The 20899-nt window shown below is 66.0% G+C and carries 19 protein-coding genes; 2 read left to right on the top strand and 17 right to left on the bottom strand.

Annotation, left to right across the window (positions count from 1 at the left end; genetic code table 11):
* Window positions 1-81: 81 nt before the first annotated feature.
* The 17 genes from LJ754_RS13145 to LJ754_RS13065 form a co-directional block, all read right to left on the bottom strand.
* Window positions 82-1467, bottom strand: a complete 1386-nt coding sequence (locus LJ754_RS13145; protein WP_227914212.1) for an NAD(P)/FAD-dependent oxidoreductase — start codon at window positions 1465-1467, stop codon at window positions 82-84.
* Between the two features lie 69 nt (window positions 1468-1536).
* Entirely contained in the window at window positions 1537-2904 is a 1368-nt protein-coding gene (locus tag LJ754_RS13140; protein WP_227926932.1) for a S8 family serine peptidase, read from the bottom strand.
* The gene (locus tag LJ754_RS13135; protein ID WP_227926931.1) at window positions 2901-3878 is read right to left on the bottom strand and encodes a Ppx/GppA phosphatase family protein; all 978 of its coding nucleotides are present in this window, start codon (window positions 3876-3878) and stop codon (window positions 2901-2903) included. The genes LJ754_RS13140 and LJ754_RS13135 overlap by 4 nt, the downstream gene beginning before the upstream one ends.
* The gene (locus LJ754_RS13130) at window positions 3875-4552 is read right to left on the bottom strand and encodes a DUF501 domain-containing protein (RefSeq protein WP_227926930.1); all 678 of its coding nucleotides are present in this window, start codon (window positions 4550-4552) and stop codon (window positions 3875-3877) included. The genes LJ754_RS13135 and LJ754_RS13130 overlap by 4 nt, the downstream gene beginning before the upstream one ends.
* A 64-nt stretch (window positions 4553-4616) precedes the next feature.
* Window positions 4617-5318, bottom strand: coding sequence for an FtsB family cell division protein (locus LJ754_RS13125; RefSeq protein ID WP_227926929.1), 702 nt, complete (start codon window positions 5316-5318; stop codon window positions 4617-4619).
* Between the two features lie 177 nt (window positions 5319-5495).
* Window positions 5496-6776 carry a phosphopyruvate hydratase gene (eno, locus tag LJ754_RS13120; protein WP_227926928.1) on the bottom strand — a complete coding sequence of 427 codons (1281 nt, stop codon included), beginning with the start codon at window positions 6774-6776 and terminating at the stop codon, window positions 5496-5498.
* A gap of 146 nt (window positions 6777-6922) precedes the next feature.
* Window positions 6923-7663: a MazG family protein gene (locus LJ754_RS13115; protein ID WP_227926927.1), complete on the bottom strand. Its 741-nt coding sequence runs from the start codon at window positions 7661-7663 to the stop codon at window positions 6923-6925.
* Window positions 7656-8801, bottom strand: a complete 1146-nt coding sequence (locus LJ754_RS13110) for an adenosine deaminase (protein WP_227926926.1) — start codon at window positions 8799-8801, stop codon at window positions 7656-7658. Before LJ754_RS13110 ends, LJ754_RS13115 begins: the two co-directional genes overlap by 8 nt.
* A 19-nt stretch (window positions 8802-8820) precedes the next feature.
* Entirely contained in the window at window positions 8821-9489 is a 669-nt protein-coding gene (locus LJ754_RS13105) for a DedA family protein (protein ID WP_227926938.1), read from the bottom strand.
* Window positions 9490-9831: 342 nt separating this feature from the next.
* Window positions 9832-11121, bottom strand: a complete 1290-nt coding sequence (locus tag LJ754_RS13100) for a thymidine phosphorylase (protein ID WP_227926925.1) — start codon at window positions 11119-11121, stop codon at window positions 9832-9834.
* The gene (locus LJ754_RS13095) at window positions 11111-11536 is read right to left on the bottom strand and encodes a cytidine deaminase (RefSeq protein WP_227926924.1); all 426 of its coding nucleotides are present in this window, start codon (window positions 11534-11536) and stop codon (window positions 11111-11113) included. Before LJ754_RS13095 ends, LJ754_RS13100 begins: the two co-directional genes overlap by 11 nt.
* A 54-nt stretch (window positions 11537-11590) precedes the next feature.
* Window positions 11591-12877 (bottom strand): ABC transporter permease, encoded by a 1287-nt coding sequence (locus LJ754_RS13090; RefSeq protein ID WP_227914220.1) that lies wholly within the window; start codon window positions 12875-12877, stop codon window positions 11591-11593.
* On the bottom strand, window positions 12874-14235 hold the full coding sequence (locus LJ754_RS13085) for an ABC transporter permease (protein ID WP_442860332.1): 1362 nt from the start codon (window positions 14233-14235) through the stop codon (window positions 12874-12876). Before LJ754_RS13085 ends, LJ754_RS13090 begins: the two co-directional genes overlap by 4 nt.
* A complete protein-coding gene (locus LJ754_RS13080; RefSeq protein ID WP_227926923.1) occupies window positions 14232-15776 on the bottom strand; it encodes an ABC transporter ATP-binding protein in 1545 nt (514 codons plus the stop codon). Before LJ754_RS13080 ends, LJ754_RS13085 begins: the two co-directional genes overlap by 4 nt.
* 171 nt (window positions 15777-15947) lie before the next feature.
* Window positions 15948-17030 carry a BMP family lipoprotein gene (locus LJ754_RS13075; protein ID WP_442860198.1) on the bottom strand — a complete coding sequence of 361 codons (1083 nt, stop codon included), beginning with the start codon at window positions 17028-17030 and terminating at the stop codon, window positions 15948-15950.
* 296 nt (window positions 17031-17326) lie between these two features.
* Window positions 17327-18481 (bottom strand): amidohydrolase, encoded by a 1155-nt coding sequence (locus tag LJ754_RS13070; protein WP_227914222.1) that lies wholly within the window; start codon window positions 18479-18481, stop codon window positions 17327-17329.
* 172 nt (window positions 18482-18653) lie between these two features.
* A complete protein-coding gene (locus LJ754_RS13065; RefSeq protein ID WP_227914223.1) occupies window positions 18654-19793 on the bottom strand; it encodes a mannose-1-phosphate guanylyltransferase in 1140 nt (379 codons plus the stop codon).
* A gap of 240 nt (window positions 19794-20033) precedes the next feature.
* Here LJ754_RS13065 and sdhC point away from each other — a divergent pair, with 240 nt between their 5' ends.
* Both sdhC and LJ754_RS13055 read left to right on the top strand, forming a co-directional pair.
* The gene (sdhC, locus tag LJ754_RS13060; RefSeq protein WP_227914224.1) at window positions 20034-20411 is read left to right on the top strand and encodes a succinate dehydrogenase, cytochrome b556 subunit; all 378 of its coding nucleotides are present in this window, start codon (window positions 20034-20036) and stop codon (window positions 20409-20411) included.
* Between the two features lie 5 nt (window positions 20412-20416).
* A complete protein-coding gene (locus tag LJ754_RS13055; RefSeq protein WP_227914225.1) occupies window positions 20417-20896 on the top strand; it encodes a succinate dehydrogenase hydrophobic membrane anchor subunit in 480 nt (159 codons plus the stop codon).
* Window positions 20897-20899 lie beyond the last annotated feature (3 nt).

Raw genomic sequence — 20899 nt, 5'->3', positions numbered from 1 at the left:
GCGGGGGGGGGGGGCAACCCGGGCCGCGGGGCCCCGCCCTGGGGGGGCCCGCCGCTGCGGTTTATGAAGTGACGCTGAAAGCTAGGCCTTCACTGCCGGCTTCTTGGCCGGAGTTGCTGCTTCCTCGAAGCTCCGGCGCGGGTGCTTGAGGTTGCGCAGGTCGGTCACATCGCGGCCGTAGGCCACGTTCAGCAGCCAGCCCGAGACCACACGGAACTTGCGCTCGAACATCGGCATGGCCAGGCCGTGGTAGCCGCGGTGGGCCAGCCAGGCCGGGAAGCCCTTCATGCCGAAGCCCATGATGTTGGCAACGCCCTTGTACTGGCCAAGGCCGGCAACGGCACCCAGGCTCTTGTGGTTGTATTCCTCGACGCTGCCGACGCCGTAACGGGCGGCCATGATGTTCTTGGCCAGCAGCTTGGCCTGGCGGACGGCATGCTGTGCGTTCGGGACGCAGAAGCCACCAACACCGCCGCCGGAGAGATCGGGGACGGCGGAGACGTCGCCGGCAGCCCAGGCGCCGTCGATGGGTCCGTTGTCACCGGTGATGCGCAGTTCGGCGTTGGCGCGGACACGGCCGCGCTCGTCGATCGGGAAATCGGTGGCGCGCACCATCGGGTTGGCCTGCACACCGGCGGTCCAGATCAGGGTGTCCGTACCGAATTCGCCGGCCGGGGACTTGTCAGCCATGTTGATGAGCTTCAGGACGCCGTCCTCGGCGGAAGCCAGGGAGGTGTTCAGCAGCACCTCGATGCCGCGCTCACGCATGCTGGATACAACCCACTCGGCCTGGTCCGGCTTGACCTCGGGCATAACGCGGCCCATGGCCTCGATCATGACGAAACGGAGGTCTTCGCGGCGGAGCCGGTCGTTGAGGCGGACCGCGTCGCGGGCCATGTCTTCGATCTCGGTCAGGGTTTCGATACCGGCAAAGCCGCCGCCGACGACGACGAAGGTCAGGGCGCGTGTGCGCTCCGGGCCGACGGGCATCAGGGAGGCGGTTTCAATGCGCTCCAGCACGTGGTTGCGGGTACCGACGGCTTCTTCGATGCTCTTCATGCCGATGCCGGCCTGCGCGAGGCCCGGGATCGGGAAGGTGCGGGTAATGGAGCCTGCGGCCAGGACAACGTCCTGGTAGGGCAGCTCAAACGGTTCACTGCCGTCGCCGGGCTCTACCGTGGCGGTGCGGGCAGCATGGTTGATGGAAGTGACCTTGCCGGTGATCAGCTCGGTGCTCTTCAGGTGCATGCGGTGGGATACAACGGCGTCGCGGGCCTCAATGGTGCCGGCGGCGACTTCGGGAAGGAACGGCTGGTACGTCATGTACGGAAGCGGATCCACTACCGTAACAATGCCGCCCTGGGCCTTGACCTTCTTCTGGAGGTCTTTGGCTACGTACAGACCGACGTAACCACCGCCGACCACCAGAACGCGGGGACGATCAGAAAACTGCTTGTTCGATGCCATACGCCAATCCTACCCGAGTTTGTGAAAGTCTTCACGAACTATTTGACAAACGGCACATCGGGTTTTTCGCTAGCTCACACCAACTTCATCAAGGGAACCGGATTCGGTGGCTTCGCCCGCTTCGGAACGTGCTTGCCGGCGCCGGACAATGGCAACGTGTACGGTTCCGGCGAGGAGCACCGCGAGCAGCAGCCCGCTGAATCCCAGCACTACGGCGGCGGGCAGTGAACTGTTTTCGGCCGGAGGTGCGGCCGCGGCCGGAACAGTCGGTTCAGGCAGGTCCGGCACGGTGGGGGCAGGAATGTCTGCGGTGCCCGGCGACACGTCCGCCACCCGGCGGTGGACCCGGATCCATTCGGCGATGGTGCCCAGGGGGTTGACGGAAACCGAGGGTACTTCGGCATTCAGCGCGGCGTTGGCGTCCAGGATGCCGTAGCCGTAGATGGTATCGGTGCCCGGCGCTCCTGCGTCCCGGGCAGTCCTGACAATCCGGTTTACGACGTCGGCCGAGCTCATCTCGGGATGGGCGGACCGGATCAGTGCCGCAACACCGGCAACCAGCGGAGCCGCTCCGGATGTGCCCTCCCAGTCGGCATACCGCGCAGTGCCTTCGGGCAGCCCGCCGATCAGTTTCTCGGCCGGAGCGGCCACGCCGATGCTGATGCCTTCGGAGGAGGAATCCCAACTGGCCTCGCCCTGCCGGTTCAGGCCGGCAACGGTCAGGACACCGGGGATGGTGGCCGGAGCCCCCACCTGGACCATGCCCACACCGCGGTTACCGGCAGCCGCAACCACTACGACGTCGTGCTGTTCGGCATACAGGAACGCGTTGTCCCAGCTTTCCGGCCAGGCAGTTGAGGTACTGCCCAGGGACATGTTGATCACCTTGGCGCCGTTGTCTACGGCCCAGCGGACAGCGTTGGGGATTTGCGTGTCGATGGGGACGCCGCCGGGATTGGTGCCTCCGATCCAGGCGGAAACCGCAAGGAGCTCGGCTTCCGGTGCCACGCCGATGATGCCTTCGGTGCGTTCCTTCTTTTCACCCTCTTTTGCTTCGCCTGGCTTCTCGTGGCCCCGCCCCGCCAGCAGCGTCGCCACCAGGGTGCCGTGCTCGGGCGTGGTGCCCAGGCCCTTGGCGCCCTTGGGGTCGCCGGCTCCGGAAACATCGGTTCCGCCTGCAACGGCTCCGGCAAGGTCCGGATGGCTGGCGTCCACGCCCGTGTCGATGACGGCTACCTTGACGCCGGCGCCCTTGGTGGTCTTCCAGGCCTCGGTGATGCCGTAGTCGTTAAGCCAGTACTGCTTGTCCCGCCATTCATCGGCCTGTGCGGCGGGGGCGGCCAGGAGCGGGAGCGCCACGGCGGCCACGAGCACGGCGGCCGTGGTCCGGAGGCGGGCGGCTTTGCGTCGGCCGGTGGCCCCAGCTGCGGCGCTCACCCGGCGACGCTCAGGGCGATGCCGTCAAGGATGTCGTGTTCGCTGGCGAACGCCGAAGATACCCGGCCGTCCGTCAGTTCTTCGACGCGGTCCACAATGGTGCGCCAGATCAGGGCACCGGCCCCGATGACGTCGACCCGGCCGGGGTGCATGTACGGAAGGCCGGTACGTGCGGCGCGGTCCCGGTGCAGCAGCGCATCCGCCGTGCGGTCGATTTCTTCCCTGCTGAGCTCTGTGCCGTGGATGGCTTCGGGCGCGTACTCCGCCAGGTCCAGCGCTGCGGCGGTGACGGTGGTGATGGTCCCGGCCACACCCACCAGCCGGTCGGTTTCGGCCAGCGGGACGGTTGCCTGCGCGGAAGCGATCATGTCCAGGATCTCGGCCCGCGCACCGGCGATTTCCGCTTCAGTGGGCGGGTCGGAAAGCAGGTAGCGTTCGGTGAACCGCACGCAGCCCATGTTGGTGCTCTTGGCCGCCAGGACACCGGTGCTGTCGCCGAGCACAAACTCGGTGCTGCCGCCGCCCAGGTCCACCACGAGTGTCTTGGCGCCGTTGCTGCCGGCAAAAACGCTGGCGGCACCGGTGTAGGAGAGCTCGGCTTCCTCGTCGCCGCTGATGACTTCCGGTTCCGCGCCGAGCCGCTCCCGGATGCCGTCCACGAATTCCTGCCGGTTTTCAGCGTCGCGGCTGGCTGAGGTGGCCACAAAACGGATCCGGGCAGCACCGTGCTCGCGGATGAGTGCGGCGTATTCGTCTGCCGCGGCGAACGTGCGTTCCAGCGCTTCGGGGGCCAGCCGGCCGGTGGCGTCCACCCCCTGTCCCAGGCGGTTCACACGCATCAGGCGCACGACGTCGGTAAGCCGGGCCGCGCCGTCGGCGTCCCGGGTGATGTCCGCGATCAGCAGGCGGATGGAATTGGTGCCGCAGTCAACGGCGGCAACCCGCACACTCCCGGTGGTGTTCTGGTCGCTCACAGTTCTCCCTCGTTCGTTGCGGCTTCTTCCGCTGCCCCGCCGCCCAGCCGGCGGGCCGCTTTTTTGCTTTCCAGCGCTTCCGGGCTCAGGCCCTGCGTCTTGGTGTGACGGCTCAGGTCCCGGGCCGGAGCCGCTCCGGCAGTGTCCCAAGCACCTTCGCAGTAGCACCGGTCAGCTGTCCACCATTCGGAAATGGCGGCCAGCGCCTCATCGCCCAGCGGGTTCACGCCGGGCCCGGCGGCCAGGGAGTGCCCCACCAGCACGTGCAGGCACTTGACCCGGGTGGGCATCCCGCCGGCGGAAACCCCGTCGATTTCCGGCACCGGTCCGGTGCCCGTGCGTTCGCCGATTTCGTTGCGCACCTGCAGGTAGTGCTCGTGCGCGCGGCGGTAGCGCTGTGCAAGCTCGGGATCGTCTTCGAGCCGGCGGGTCATGTCCGTCATCAGGCCCGCAGCTTCGAGCCGGGAGACGGCGGCGGTGATCACCGGGTGCGTGAGGTAGTACGTGGTGGGGAAGGGAATGCCGTTGCTCAGCCGCGGCGCGGTGGTGGCCACCAGGGGGTTGCCGCAGACGCAGCGGGCACCGATCTCGACGACGTCGCGCACCGGCCGGCCGAGCTGCCTGCTCAGCGTTTCCAGGTCTTCCTGGGTGGGGGCGAGCTGGTCCTGCGTCATGCTCAGAAGTTCCTTCCGTGGGGGCCGCGACGGGCCCCGGGCTGCTGTTCTATCAGCCTCCAGATTACTGTGCCGTGGCCGATCTCTTGACCGAGTCCCACAGCGAATCGACCCACTGGAGGTCTTCAGGCTCCTCCTCGGCCGCTTTCGCTTCAGCTTCCTCCACGCCGTTTTCGCCCTTGACCAGGTACCGCTTCTCCCCCGGCATCACCAGGAAAATCCGGTCCCTCGCCTGCTGCTTGATGTAGGCCGGGTCCTCCCAGCGGCCCAGCTGGACTTCCAGCTCCGACTGCTTTTCCTGCGCCTGGGCAATTTCGGCCCTGGCTGCGGCGATGTCTGAACGCTGCTGCAGATAGGTGCGGACCGAGGGAGCCAGCAGCACGGTGATGGCCACCATGACCATGGCCAGCACCAGCAACCGGCCGGAGAAGGCCTTGGCCGGGACCGGCCGCAGCTCTTCGTCAGCGGCAACCGGCGCCGCGTTTTTCTCCTTCTGCACGTCCCCGGCCTGACGGCGGATCGCTCCGGAGAGCTGGGAACGCGCGGCAGCCCGGGCATCTGACGCGGAGGGCTTGCGCTGCGTTGCAGGTTTGGCGGCGGGTTTCGAGGCGGCAGGCTTGGCGGCAGCGGGCTTGGCGGCAGCGGGTTTCGAGCCGGCAGCCTTCGCGGCGGCAGGTTTGGCTGAAGACTTTGCAGGAGCAGGTTTCGCTCCGGCGGTCCGGACGGGGGCCGGGGGCCTGGGCACCTGGGGGCGTCGCGTTGACATGCGTTCTGAGTCCTTGGAGTATGTCGATGCTGCGGATCCTGCGCCAGCATAAAAAACCGGCCCGGAAACCACCGCGGGCGGGTTCCTCCTTCGAGGGTACCCACCCGCAGTGTCCGGGCCGTCCACGCAACGCCTGCAGGCCCGGAATCGGGTCTGCAGGCGGCTGGTGCGCAGCTGCTAGCCGTTGAAGCGCGGGAAAGCGCTGCGGCCTGCATAGCGTGCGGCGTCGTCGAGCTCTTCTTCGATGCGCAGCAGCTGGTTGTACTTGGCCACACGCTCGGAGCGGGCCGGAGCGCCGGTCTTGATCTGCCCGGCGTTGGTGGCGACGCAGATGTCGGCGATGGTGGTGTCTTCCGTCTCACCCGAGCGGTGCGAGGTGATGGTGGTGTAACCGGCACGCTGGGCCATGGTGATGGCATCCAGGGTCTCGGTCAGGGTACCGATCTGGTTGACCTTCACCAGCAGCGAGTTTGCCGCGTTGTTCTTGATGCCGGTTTCCAGGCGGGCGGGGTTGGTGACGAAGAGGTCGTCACCAACAATCTGCACCTTGTCGCCGATGGAAGCGGTCAGGGTCTTCCAGCCGTCCCAGTCTTCCTCGTCCAGCGGATCCTCAATGGAGACCAGCGGGTAGTCGCGGACCAGTTCCTCGTAGTACGCGGACATCTCGGCCGCGGTCTTGTTCTGCCCCTCGAAGAGGTAAGCGCCGTCCTTGAAGAACTCGGAGGCTGCCACGTCCAGTGCCAGGGCGATGTCGGTGCCCGGTACGTAGCCGGCGCGCTGGATCGCTTCGATGATCAGGTCCAGTGCAGCGCGGTTGGAGGGCAGGTTCGGCGCAAAGCCGCCTTCGTCGCCCAGGCCGGTGGAGAGGTTCTTTTCCTTCAGCACGGACTTGAGGTTGTGGTAGACCTCCACGCCCCAGCGCAGGCCCTCGGAGTAGGTCTGCGCGCCCAGGGGAACAATCATGAATTCCTGGATGTCGACGTCGGAGTCGGCGTGCGAGCCCCCGTTGAGGATGTTCATCAGCGGGACGGGCAGGATGTGCGCGTTGGGGCCGCCGAGGTAGCGGTACAGCGGCAGGGCAGCGGATTCGGCGGCGGCACGGGCCACGGCCAGGGAGACGCCGAGGATGGCGTTGGCGCCGAGCCCGGACTTGTTCTCGGTGCCGTCCAGGTCAATCATGGCCTGGTCGATGGCACGCTGGTCGGCGGCGTCGAAGCCCAGCAGGGCCGGCTGGATCTGCTCGATCACGGCTTCGACGGCCTGCAGCACGCCCTTGCCCTGGTAGCGGTTCTTCTCACCGTCGCGGCGTTCGTTGGCTTCGAAGGCACCCGTGGAGGCACCGGAGGGTACCGCGGCGCGGCCGAAGGTGTCGTCGTCGAGCAGCACCTCCACCTCAACGGTGGGGTTGCCGCGGGAATCGAGGATTTCGCGGGCGTGGATGGCATCGATGATGGCCATTGAATTGCTCCTGTTCATTGGAACGATTGGGGAGAAAACCGCGGTGCTGCGTGGGCAGCACGCCGCAGTGTCTGTCTCTTAGCCTAATAGAATCGCGGCCCCGGGTAAGGCCCGGCAGGCCAATATGCCCCAACCAGTGTCCCGGATCAGCCCGAAATCTCCCCGTCAGCAGCTGTTTCGGCGCCCGTTTCGAGGCCGGTTTCAGCGCCGGTGCTGGCGGTAGTGTAGCGCCGCACTGCGGCCCGCAGCGCAGCCTCGGCGTCCAGCCCCTGCTCGGAAGCCCGGCGCACCAGTGAGAGCAGCGCGTCGCCCAGCGCGGCGTCGTCGGAGAATCCTTCTCCAGTGCCGGACGGCGGCAGGGGCAGTCCGGCACGGCGGGCCCGCGAGAGGGTTTTTGCGGCCAGCACCAGGGCGGGCAAGCCGGCCGGAATGCCCTCGAAAGCCGAGCTGCGGTCCGGGGTTTCGGCCTTTTTCACATCGTCCCAGGCCTGTTCAATTGCGGCCAGCGACGGCTGCCCGCCGGTGTCGGGCAGGACGCTGCCGTCAGCCGCGAACACGTGCGGGTTGCGGCGGATCATCTTGGCGGTGAGCCCGTCCACCACGTCGGCCACGGAGAAGCTGCCGGTTTCCTGCTGCAGGCGCGCGTGCAGCATCACCTGCAGCAGCACATCCCCCAGTTCCCCGCGCAGTTCGGCGGCCCGGACGGGACCTGCGGTTCCGCCTTCCACCGCCTCAATGAGCTCGTAGGTTTCCTCCACGAGGTATTCCAGCAGCGACTCGTGCGTCAGTTCCCGGGTCCAGGGGCAACGCTCACGCAGGGCGGCGATGACCCCGGCGAGGCGGGTGAACCGCTCGCCGAGGTCATCGGGAAGGGGAAGTTCAGCCACGGGCGCGGTTGAAACCCTCGGTGACGTAGGCGGACAGCGCGGCGCGTTCATCCAGCGGCAGGAAGGCAGCGTTGACGGCGTTCATGGTCAGTTCCAGGATGTCATCCAGGTCGTACTCGAACGTCTCCATCAGCAGCTCGAACTCGCCGGTCAGCGTGACCGAACTCATCAGCCGGTTGTCCGTGTTGACCGTGACGGCGAAGCCCGTCTGGTACAGCAGGTCGATGGGGTGGGTTTCAATGTCCTCGCCGAAGGAAGCCACCGCACCTGTCTGCAGGTTCGAGGACGGGCATACTTCCAGGGCAATGCCGCGGTCCCGGACCCAGGAAGCCACCCGGCCCATGCTGACCAGGCCAACCTCGGGCTCTTCGGGGGAACCGGCGTCGGTGTCGAATTCCACGTCAATGTCTTCAGCGATCCGCACGCCGTGGCCCAGCCGCAGGGCGCGGCCGTGCACCAGTGCATCCACAATGCTCTCTATGCCGGCCGCCTCGCCAGCGTGCACGGTGATGGGGAACTGGTGTTCGGCCAGGAACGTGAATGCGTCCTTGAAACGTGAGGGGCCGAAGCCGTCTTCGGGACCGGCAATGTCGAAGCCCACGGCCCCCGAGTCGCGGTGCCGCAGCGCCAGTTCGGCAATTTCCATGGCCCGGTCGGCATGCCGCATGGCGGTGATCAGCTGCCCGACCTGGATGAAGCTGCCTGCTTGCTCAGCGTTGGCGACGGCCTCGTCGATTCCGGCCTGCACGGCCTCCACGGCGTCGTCAAGGCTCAGGCCGCCCTGCACATGCTGTTCCGGCGCCCACCGCACTTCGGCGTAAACCACGCCGTCGGCCACCAGGTCCTCGACGAATTCGCGGGCCACGCGGGAGAGCCCGTCGCGCGTCTGCATCACGGCAATGGTGTGGTCGAAGGTTTCCAGGTAACGCGGCAGCGAGCCGGAATCGGCTGCGGCACGGAACCATTCGCCCAGCTCGGCGGGGTCGGTGGCCGGCAGTGCATGGCCGACGGCGGCGGCGAGTTCCACGATGGTGGCCGGACGGAGTCCGCCGTCCAAGTGGTCATGCAGCGACACCTTCGGCAGGCTGCGGACGTCGAGGCGGGAAGTGTTGGCAGGAGGATTTGTAGGCTCAGTCACACGGTCACTCTACGGGGTTTCAGGCGGCCTTCTGCGTCTTTTCGTCATCTCCCGCGGCGGAGAAGCCGTCCTTGCCGGGAGGGACGGCAGCCGGGGTCTTGCCTCGGACCATGCTGATGAGCCGGTCCACAATCAGGCCCAGGACCAGCGCCCCGCAGACCCCTACGACGACGCCCAGCAGGTGGTGTTCGTCGAACCATGCACCCGCGATGGCTCCAATGGCGACGCTGTAGGCGGCCCATACAACACCCGAAATGCCGGTCAACGTCACGAAGCGGCGCCGCGGGAATCCGGTGGCGCCGGCAGTGAGGTTAACTACTACCCGGCCTACGGGGATGAAGCGTGCCACGAGGATCAGGGACACGGAGCGCTTGTCCAGCTCGTATCGGGCCCAGGCGAAGGACTTCCGCATTTTGGGCCGGCGCATCCAGCCGAAGCGTTCGGTGCCGATCCAGCGTCCAATCAGGTACGCCAGGTTGTCCCCCAGGAAAGCGCCCAGCGCCGCTGCCGGGATGACCAGCCAGATGTTCGCCCCGGCACCGCCGGCGGCCAGCGAGGCCAGTGCCACCACCAGGGATTCGCTGGGCACCGGCGGGAAAAACCCGTCGATCAGGCAACACGCGAAAAGCCCCACATAGACCCATGGCGACCCCGCAGAGGAGAGGATGAAGGCGTTGATGTTATCCACCGTGGCACTAAAAATCTCCAACAGTTGCCGCTCCTTGGGTTGACTGTCCGGCGTCCCTTACAAGCATGCCACGGACGCACCAGTGCCCGCGGCGAACCGCCGCGGGCACTGTTAGAGGCTGGAACTGGTGAGACGCGGGCCCCGGAGGGTCCGGAGGAAGGCCGGCCCACGCGGGGTCCGGAGGAAGGCGGGCCCACGCGGGGTCCGGAGGAAGGCGGGCCCACGCGGGGTCCGGAGGAAGGCGGCTTCAATATTTTCTGCGAGCTCTGCGAGCAGGAAATTTCGTTGCCGCCGTTCCGGGCCCCGCGAGGGCCCCACAGGGCCCCACAGGGCCCGGGGAAACTAGCTGATCCGGTCCAGGATCAGCTTGCGCGCCGGGCGGGAGCCTTCCGGCGCAATAACGACGGCGTCCGCCAGCGCTTCCTTAGCCCGGTCGAACTTCTCCGGGGTGTCGGTCAGCAGCGTCATCAGCGGCTCGCCGGCACGGACCACAGCACCGGGCTTGGCGTGCATCACCACGCCGGCACCGGCCTGGACCACGTCTTCCTTTCGTGCCCGTCCTGCGCCCAGCCGCCACGCGGCTACGCCAACGGAGAGCGCGTCCAGTTCCACCAGCACGCCGTCGGCCGGAGCGTAGACGGTCTCGGATTCCTTCGCGACGGGCAGCTTCGCATCCGGATCCCCGCCCTGGGCGCTGATCATCTTCCGCCAGACGTCCATGGCCCGGCCGTCGCGCAGTGCGGCGGCGGGATCGGCGTCGTGCACTCCGGCGGCACTGAGCATCTCCTCGGCGAGCCGGATGGTCAGTTCCACCACGTCCTCCGGGCCGCCGCCGGCCAGGACGTCCACGGACTCCTGAACCTCAATGGCGTTTCCGGCTGTGAGCCCCAGCGGCGTGGACATGTCGGTGAGCAGAGCCACTGTGTCGACCCCGGCGTCCTTGCCCAGTGCCACCATGGTCTCGGCCAGTTCGCGGGCCATGGCTTCGTCCTTCATGAAGGCGCCGGAGCCCACCTTGACGTCCAGCACCAGCGAGTCGGTGCCTTCGGCGATCTTCTTGCTCATGATCGAGGAAGCGATCAGCGGAATGGCCTCCACGGTTCCGGTGACATCGCGCAGTGAGTACAGCTTCTTGTCGGCAGGGGCCAGGCCTGCGCCGGCAGCGCAGATGACGGCGCCGACGTCGCGCAGCTGGTTCATCAGGGCGCCGTTGCTCAGCGATGCCTGCCAGCCGGGGATGGCCTCGAGCTTGTCCAGCGTGCCGCCGGTGTGGCCCAGTCCGCGGCCGGAGAGCTGCGGAACGGCCACGCCGAACACGGCAACCAGCGGTGCCAGCGGAAGGGTGATCTTATCCCCCACGCCGCCGGTGGAGTGCTTGTCCGCGGTCGGTTTGCCCAGGGAGGAGAAGTCCATCCGTTCCCCGGAGGCGATCATGGCCGCGGTCCAGCGGAAAATCTCTTCCCGGTTCATGCCGTTGAGCAGGATCGCCATGTTCAGCGCGGCCATCTGCTCATCGGCAATGGTTCCGCGGGTGTACGCGTCAATGGTCCAGTCGATCTGTTCGGCTGAAAGCACCCCGCGGTCCCGTTTGGTGCGAATGATATCTACGGCGTCGAAGTTGTTACTGTTCATGCTGGCCTCCCAGGTGCTGCGGTCCAAAAGCATCCGGCAGGACTTCGTCCATGCTGCGGATGCCGCTTACTGTCATCAGTGCCATGCCCGGCGCCCGGAATTCATAGAGCAGCTGCCGGCACCGTCCGCAGGGCATCAGGACCGCCCCGGAGCCGTCAACGCAGGCAAACGCCGTAAGGCGTCCTCCCCCGGTCATGCGCAGCTGGCTGATCAAGGAACATTCCGCACACAGGGTCAGCCCGTACGAGGCATTTTCAACATTGCAGCCGGAAACAATCCGGCCGTCGTCGGTAAGCGCAGCAGCGCCCACCGGGTATTGGGAGTAGGGCACGTAGGCATGGGCCAGCGCCGCACGGGCGGCATCCAGCAGCGCATCCCAGTTCACGTCCGTGCCCAGGGGTTCTTCAGTGGTCATAACAGGTCCTAGCTAGTGGCGGGCGGCCCGCAGACCGCCCGCCTCTTTTGTTTCTTATTCCTTGACGTACGGCACGCCGCTGGCCGCGGGTGCCCGGGACTTGCCCACCACACCGGCCACGGCGAAGATCGTCACCACGTAGGGCAGCATCGCCAGGAACTGGTTGGGAACCGAGGTCCCCAGCAGGCTCAGGACGTACTGCAGGTTGGTGGCGAAGCCGAACAGCAGGGCGGCCAGCAGGGCGCCGAGCGGGTTCCAGCGGCCCAGGATGAGGGCGGCCAGCGCAATGTAGCCCTGCCCGCCGGTCATATCGCGGTTGAAGGCGGAGACCGAGACCAGGGTGAAGAAGGCGCCACCGACGCCGGCGACCACTCCGGCCAGCAGCACGTTCAGGAAGCGCGTGCGGTTCACGTTGACACCCAGGGTGTCAGCCGCCTTGGGGTGCTCCCCGACGGCCCGGGTCCGCAGGCCCCACTTGGAGTGGAACAGACCGAAGTAGACAGCGGCCAGGGCGATGTACATGAGGTAGCCGACGATCGACTGGTTGAACAGGATCGGCCCGATGATCGGAATATCCGCCAGCAGCGGGATCCGGATGGGCGGCAGCGACGGCGGGCTGTTCCACTTGGCCGCGTCCGAGGACAGCAGCGTGGAGAACAGGAAGCCCGTGAGGCCCGAAACGAGCACGTTGAGCACCACGCCCACAATGACCTGGTTGACCAGGTACTTGATGCTGAACACTGCCAGCACCAGCGATACCAGGGCACCGGCCACGGCAGCGGCGAAGAGCCCCACGAAGGCACTGCCGGAGAGTGATCCCGCCACGGCGGCAGCGAAGGCGCCGAAGAGCAACTGGCCTTCAATGGCAATGTTCACCACGCCGGAGCGTTCGCACAGCACGCCGGAGAGCGAACCGAAGATCAGCGGGATGGACAGGGCGAAGGAGCCTGCGAGCAGGCCGTACAGGGCCACGTTGGGGGTGTCTGCACTGCCCACCACCCAGGTCAGGAAGCCGATGACGAAAGCCAGGCCGAAGACGGCGACCAGCCATACCGGCACCCGGTCTCCGCGGCGGGTGAGCATAAAGGCCCATGCAGCGGCGGCGATCATCACTACGGCCGTAAGCCAGCCCACCAGGGGCGCGGAAACCACCACCGAGGGGAGCACGATGGCTTCCCCTGGATCGGAAAGCCGGAAGGTCACGTCAGTGGACGGAGCGCCGAGGGCGAAGACGGCCAGTCCCAGCAGCGCCAGGACAATCAGGATGATGGGGGTCTTCCAGCTGCGGACGGTTGCGACGGCAGCCGTCCCGGGGGCCGGGAGCGTTGTTGCGGTACTCATGCTGCGCCTCCGGCGGACTCGGTTTTGGGGGTTCTGCGCTTGCCGGAGGTCTTGAACGCTCCGGGTGCGGGGATGCGGAACAGGGACCGTACCAGCGGCGGGGCCGCAATGAACAGGACGATCAGGGACTGCACCACCAGGACAATGTCGATGCTGGTTCCGGTGTTGGTCTGCATGTTCACGCCGCCGGCCCGGAAGGCGCCGAACAGCACGCCGGCTGCGAAGGTTCCCCAGGGGCTGGAGCGGCCCAGCAGGGCAACGGTGATGGCATCAAAGCCGAAGCTGGCGGCGACGCCGGAGGTCAGTACCTTCTCGGTGCCGGAAACCTGTGCCACGCCGGCCAGGCCGGAGAGTGCACCGGCAATGAGCATCACAATGATGTAGCCCTTGGTGGTGCTGATGCCGGCGTTGCGGGCAGCAGACGGATTGGCGCCCACAGCCTTGAGCTCAAAGCCCACCGTGGAGCGGTTCATCAGCCACCAGATGAACACGGTGGCCAGGACAGCCAGGACAAAACCCCAGTGCAGGCGGAACCCGGCACCCAGCAGCGGCGGGAACATGGCGTTCTCATCCAGCTGGGGGCTGATCGGGTTAGAGGACCCGGGGCGCTGGAAAGCGGGCGTGCTGAGCAGGAACAGCACCAGGTTGATTGCCACGTAGTTGAGCATGATGGTGACGATCACTTCGTGTGCGCCCGTTTTGGCCTTCAGCGCACCGGCGATACCGGCCCAGATGGCCCCGCCGAGCATACCGGCCACAATGACCAGCAGCAGGTGCAGGCCAACGGGCAGGTGGAAGGTGAACCCCACCCAGGCGGCCATGGCCGCGCCGATGAGGATCTGACCCTGCGCACCGATGTTGAACAGGCCCGTCCGGAAAGCGACGGCGACGCCGAGTCCGGCCAGGATCAGCGGTGTTGCCACGGTGAGGGTCTGGGTGAGCGGGTAGAAGAACCGGGCTGTTGTTTCTGCCTCGAAGTTCAGGACCGAGCCCTGGAACAGGGCAACATAGGCGCCCGAGGCAGCCGACCAGGCCGCCGCAAGCAGGTCCGTGGGCCGGGAGAAGAAGTACGACGCCGCGGCGCCCACCTCCTCATCGGTGGCGGCAATCAGGATGCCGCCCACCACCAGTGCCAGCAGCACGGACAGAACCGAGACCACGGCATGGGAGGACAGCACCCGCCGCAGGGTCGACTGCTGCGCTGCGCCGTCGTCGCCCCGCGGGGACTTCGCCGGGACGGTGGGTGGTGTTGCCGCCGTGGCGGGTGTGTCCGCCGCCGCTTCGAGCCGGGCGGACACGGCCGCGTCTGTGCTGCTGCCTCCCGGCGGGTCCTGCGTGGTGGAATCCTCCGGGCTCACTGGGCCCCTCCCTTGGAATCTGTGTGGTGCGCTGTTGCTTCTTCCGCGTCCATGCCGGCCATCATCAGGCCCAGCACGTCACGCGAGGTGTTGGCGGGGACAATGCCCATCAGCCGTCCGCCGTAGAGCACGGCAATCCGGTCCGCCAGTTCAAGGACTTCATCTAGTTCGGTGGACACGATCAGCACCGGAGTGCCGACGTCGCGCTCGGAAATGATGCGGCGGTGCAGGAACTCGATGGATCCCACATCCACGCCGCGGGTCGGCTGGGAGGCGATGAAAAGCTGCAGCGGGCGGGACAGTTCCCGCGCCATCACGACCTTCTGCTGGTTGCCGCCCGAAAGCGTGCCGGCTGCCGCATCCGCAGACTGCGTGCGGATGTCGAACTCGGTGATCTTCTCGGCCGCGTTCTGCTCGATCACGGCCGGACGCAGGGACAGCCCGCGTGCAAAGGGCTCCGAATCGTAACGGTTCAGGATCAGGTTCTCGGCCACGGAGAAGGTTCCCACCAGGCCGTCCACGTTGCGGTCTTCGGGCACAAACCCGACGCCGGCGCTGATGATGTCGCGGGTTTTGCGTCCCACCAGTTCCTCACCGTTGAGGCGGATGGAACCCGAGACGTGTTCCTGCAGACCCATGATCGCTTCGGTCAGTTCGGTCTGGCCGTTGCCCTGGACACCGGCCAAGGCAAGGATCTCGCCCCGCCGGATGCCGAAGCTTACCGAGTCCAATACCGCGGGTCCGCTGGCGGAAGCAACCGTAAGGTTGTCCACCACAAAGGTTTCCTCGCCGGGCTTGGCCGCTTCCTTGTTCAGGTTCAGGCTCACGGACCGGCCGACCATCAAGGACGCCAGTTCGGTGGTGGAAGCGGTGGGTTCGGCGGAGCCGACCACCTTGCCGCGGCGGATCACCGTAATGACGTCGGATACTGCCTTCACTTCGCGAAGCTTGTGCGAAATAAAGACGACAGACTTTCCGTCTTCGGTCAGCTGGCGCATGATGCCGAGCAGTTCGTCCGTTTCACGCGGCGTCAGCACCGCCGTCGGTTCATCCAGGATCAGGACCCGGGCCTCGCGGATCAGTGCCTTGATGATCTCCACCCGCTGCTGCACACCTACGGGCAGGTCCTCCACCACGGCATCGGGATCAACGTCGAACCCGTACTGGTTGGAGATTTCACGGATGCGGCGCCGGGTCTGTTCAAGGTTCAGCATGCCGGCGAACGTTGTCTTTTCGTCGCCGAGGGCCACGTTTTCCGCCACGGTGAAGACGGGCACCAGCATAAAGTGCTGGTGCACCATCCCGATGCCCGCGGCCATGGCGTCACCGGGACCGTTGAAGGTGACGGGGCGGCCGTCCACCAGGATTTCACCCTCGGTGGGCTCGTACAGGCCGTACAGCACGTTCATCAGTGTTGACTTGCCCGCACCGTTTTCGCCGAGCAGGCTGTGGACCTGCCCCGGTTCGACCACCAAATCAATGTGGTCATTGGCGACCAGCGCGCCGAAACGCTTGGTGATGCCCTTGAGTTCGAGTTTCAAAACCCCAACCAATCTGTTTTTGGGTAAATAAAGGGGAACACTACCGAAAACAGCACAAACGCCGTCTTCCCGGCAATGCAATTCTGCCGGGAAGACGGCGGTCGTTTTGGTGCATTCGGAGCTTCCAGCATCCGGACAACGGCCCGAATGCTGGTAATACCGGTCGCGTTGTTACTTCGGGCTCGAAGCGGACTCGACCTTGATTTCGCCGGAGATGATCTTGGCCTGGATGTCTTCGACGGCCTTCTTGACGTCGTCCGGAACGCTGGCTTCCTGATCGTGGAACGGAGCCAGTGCGACACCGCCGTTTTCGAGGGTGCCCACGTACGGGCTGTTGTCGAACTCGCCCTTGACGTCGCTGTTCACAACGTCTTCCACGGCCTCGCCCATCAGCTTCATCACGGAGGTGAGGATAACTTCCTTGCCCGTGGTGACGGACTCGTAGCCATCGGAGTCAACCCATACAACCTTGGCGTCCTTGCCGGCGGCGTTGGCTGCCACGACGGCGTCAATGGTGCCGGCGCCAACCGGACCGGCGACGGGCATGATGACGTCGGCGCCTTCGTTCAGGAAGTTCTGCGTGGTGGTCTTGCCCGCGGAGACGTCGTCGAAGCCGCCCGTGAAGGAATCCATGCCGAGAAGCTGGACGTCCTTGCCGTTCTGCTCGTTGTAGTACTCCACACCCTGCTCGAAGCCCTCCATGAAGATGGTCACGGTGGGGATGTCCAGGCCGCCGTACGTGGCGACCTTTCCGGTCTGGGAGGTGCCTGCGGCAACGTAGCCGGCCAGGAACGCGGCCTGGGCCGTGTCGTAGATGATCGGCTTGACGTTGTCAGCCTCGATGGACTGGTCATCGACAATGGCGAAGTGGCTGTCCGGGTTGGCGGCAGCTGCTTCCTTGGTGGCATCAGCGAGCAGGAAGCCCACGGTAACCGTGATGTCGCAGTTGGCCTGGATCATGCTGTCCAGGTTCGGGGTGAAGTCGGTCTCGGACTGGGACTCGGCGGTCTTGACCTCGATGTCCAGGTCTTCCTTGGCCTTCATGATGCCGTTGTAGGTGGACTCGTTGAACGAGTTGTCATCGAATCCGCCGGAGTCGGAAACCATGCAGCCCAGGAAATCGGTAGCCCCGTCGGCGGAACCGCCTTCTTCTTCGGGGGCCGCGCCGCAGCCGGAGAGCAGAAGCGCCGAAACGCCGAGCATGGCGGCACTGACGCCTGCGTTGCGCTTAAAGCTGCGCGGGAAATTCTTCAATGTTCCTCCAGAAAGAAATGGGTATCACCCTCAAGAAGGCAGCCGGCGCTTCTCCCGGCCCCCGGCGGGGAAGGAACGCACCGGTGCCCGGTGTGGTGCAGCGCTCCGTCCATCGTTGGACCGCAGCAAGACAACCATAATGTGTCCCAGACGACACTCAGCGCAATTCGGGCGCTGGTGGCAGATTGTTTACATGTTGTTATCAAATGACGGCGCCCGGCACGGGAGGGACTGATATTGTCCTCCCGGCCGGGCGTACTCATGTGCCGGTGCCGGCGCTCATGCCGGCGCAGCGGCTAGTGCCGCAGACCGCGCGCTGCCCTCAGCGCAGCGGCGGCCATCACGCTGACCCCGCAGCTGACGGCGCGTTCATCGGGGTTGTAGTCTCCGCGGTGCAGGTCGAAGGTTTCCCCGCCCGGGGCGCGGGTTCCCAGCCGCATCAGCGCGCCGGGCACCGCCTGGGTCATCCAGGCGAAGTCCTCCCCGCCCATGGACTGGGGTGCCAGGACCACGGCGTCCTCCCCCAGTTCGGTGCGGGCGGCTGCCTCGATCAGGCTGATCTCGGCGTCGGCGTTGATGACCGGAGGCACGCCGCGGGTATGCTCCAGGGCCACGTCCACCCCGTACGGTGCCGCGACCTCCCGTACCACCTTGTCCAGCAGTTCACCGGCGGCATACCAGGCCTCGGCGTCCAGGCACCGCATGGTGCCGGCCATGAAACCGTGGCCGGGGATGGCGTTGGGGGCGGACCCGGCGTGCATCTGGCCCCACACCACCGACACCCCGCTGCGCACGTCAATGCGGCGGGACAACACGGCGGGAACGCTCACGGCAATCTCTGCCAGCGCAAAGACCAGGTCCTCGGTCAGGTGCGGACGGGAGGTGTGCCCGCCCCGCCCGCTCAGTTCAATCCGGATGGTGTCGGACGCGGAGGTGATGGCACCGATCCGCGTGCCCACCTGGCCGACGTCGACCCGGGGATCGCAGTGCAGGGCCAGGACGCGGGGCACGCCGTCGAGGACGCCCTGCTCGATCACGGAGAGCGCGCCGCCGGGCATCACTTCCTCTGCCGGCTGGAAGATGACGCGCACCCTGCCGCCCAGCTCTCCCGCGGCGTCGAACTTCGCGAGCACCCGGGCAGCGCCGAGCATGACAGTGGTGTGGATGTCGTGGCCGCAGGCGTGGGCAATGCCGGTGTTCAGTGAGGAGTACGGCAGCCCCGTTTCCTCCAGGACCGGCAGGGCGTCTATGTCGGCTCGCAGGGCGAGGCGGAGGGGTCCGTCACCGATGTCCACCACGACGCCGGTGCCTTCGAGCCGCTTTGCTGCCAGCCCTGCGTTTTCGAGGGCTTCCACTATCCGGTCCGTGGTCCGGAACTCTTTGTGGGACAGCTCGGGATGGGAGTGGAGGTCCCGCCGGAACTCGATCAACTCGCCCAGGAGCGGCGCCACGCTTCCCCGTATGGAGGGGACTGGTGAATTGCTCAGTGGGATAGTCTGCACAACCTCTAGGTTAGCCAATTCCGGGCCCAAAGCCGGAATGTGCACGCCCGTAAACGTCGTCACATGACCAGGTCTTGCCGGGCCGCCCGGACGCCGGCCCGCTTACCGGAACGGCAAGGCCCTACAGGACGTCGGTGTCGCCGCTGGCCTTCAGGTGCTCCACGGCCTTCTTGACTTCCTGGGCGTGCTCCTTGGTGGTGACCAGCAGGGCATCGGGGGTGTCCACAATGACCACGTCCTCGATGCCGATCAGCGCGATCACCCGCTTGGTATCCGAAACCACAATGCCGGAGGCGTTCTCAGAGTAGACGCGGGCCCCCTCGCCCATCACCGTGAGATCGCTGTTTTCCTCGGCGGGATTAAGCCGGCCGATGGCCGCGAAGTCCCCCACGTCATCCCAGCTGAAGGCGCCGGGAATCATGGCGACATCCCCGGCCGCGGCGGCCGGTTCGGCCACGGCGTAGTCGATGGCGATCTTGGGCAGGGTGGGCCAGATCCGGCGCACCACTTCCCGGCGCCGGGTGGTGTCCCACGCCTCGGCAATTTCCATCAGTCCCGTGTAGAGGACCGGCTCGTTGGCTTCAAGGTGCTTGAGCATCAGGTCCACCGGGGCTACGAACATCCCCGCATTCCAGCTGTAGCTGCCGCTGTCCAGATAGGTCTGCGCGACGTCGGCGGAGGGCTTTTCCACGAATTCCACCACTGAGGCGGCGCTGGGCGCCCCGGCCACCTTAAGCGGCTCGCCTGCGCGGATGTAGCCGAACCCGGTGGAGGGATGGGTGGGCTGGATGCCGATGGTGACAATGTATCCCTGTGCGGCCGTGTGCACGGCTTCCCGGACGGCTTCCTGGAAAACGTCGACGGGGGCAATCACCTGGTCGGCGGCAAAGGAGCCCATGATGATCTGCGGGTCCCGCTTATAGAGGATGGCCGCTGCCAGGCCGATGGCTGCGGCGGAATCCTTGGGCTCGAGTTCGAGCACGAGGTTCTTATTGGCAATTTCCGGCAGCTGCTGCCGCACGGCCTGCCGGTGCAGGGCACCGGTGACGACCATGACCCGGTCCCCGCTGAGCGGACGCAGGCGGTCATAGGTGGCACGGATCAAGGTGGACCCGGAACCGGTGAGGTCATGGAGGAACTTCGGCGCAGCAGCCCGGGACAGGGGCCACAGCCGCGTTCCCACGCCGCCGGCCGGGATGACCCCGTAGAAACGGTCAAGGACGGCGGACTCGGAGGTGGCGGGTGCCTTTTGCTTACTCATCACTGCCCAGATTAGCGGAGCGGACGCCGCACGTCCCGGAAGCGGCACGGTTTGGGCGCTATTGCGTACACCTCATAATGCCGCCGGGCAATGTAATAAGGGTCACACCAAAGGGCATCCTAAATTGAAACGCCGGTCACGCACGCCTAGATTATGGTAGAGCTTATAGCGCTGTCGCACCGGCGTCATCACTGCGTGGAAGACGCGCTAACGCCGCTGCGATGCAGGGAGGAAAATTCAGTGTCGAAGTTACCAGCAGGCACTCTCTACCGTGGCCGCGAGGGCCAATGGTCGTGGGTAGCCCACCGCATCACTGGCGTGGTGATCTTCTTCTTCCTTTTGGTCCATGTTCTGGATACCTCATTGGTGCGAGTTTCGCCCGAGGCCTACGACTTGGTGATCGGTGCCTACAAGAACCCGATAATGGGCCTCGGTGAGCTTGGGCTCGTCGCCGCCATCGTGTTCCACGCCTTCAACGGTGTACGCGTTGTCCTGATCGACTTCTGGAAGAAGGGGCCCAAGTACCAGCGTCAGATGCTGTGGGCCGTAGTCGCTCTTTGGGCCGTGACGCTCATCGGCTTCTCCATTCGCCACATTCCCAACGTCTTCGGGGGTTAGCACCAATGACTACTTCAACCAACGAAGCCCACGCCCTCGAAGCACCCCGCTCGGGACGCATCGCCCCCCGGTACACCCGGAACGGTTCCAGCCGCGGCAACTTTGAAATGTTCGCCTGGCTGTTTATGCGTGTATCCGGCGTCCTGCTGGTGGTGCTGATTTTCACCCACCTGTTCATGAACCTGGTGGCCGGCGACGGCATCCACGCCGTTGACTTCGGTTTTGTGGCCGGCAAGTGGGCCAGCCCCCTGTGGCAGGTCTGGGATCTGGTCATGCTGTGGCTGGCAATGCTGCACGGCTCCAACGGCGTCCGCACCATCATCAACGACTACGCGGACAAGAAGGCCACGCGGATGTGGCTCAAGGGCGTGCTGTACGTGGCGACCTTCGTCATCATCCTGCTGGGCACCCTGGTGATCTTCACCTTCGATCCCTGCCTCGACGGCGCCACGGCTGAGATCCTGGCGGAGCACTGCTCCGTCTAACGG

Origin of the sequence: Arthrobacter sp. zg-Y40, assembly GCF_020731535.1 — a bacterium.
GTDB lineage: Bacteria > Actinomycetota > Actinomycetes > Actinomycetales > Micrococcaceae > Arthrobacter_B.
This window is presented reverse-complemented; position numbering and strand designations above follow the sequence as displayed.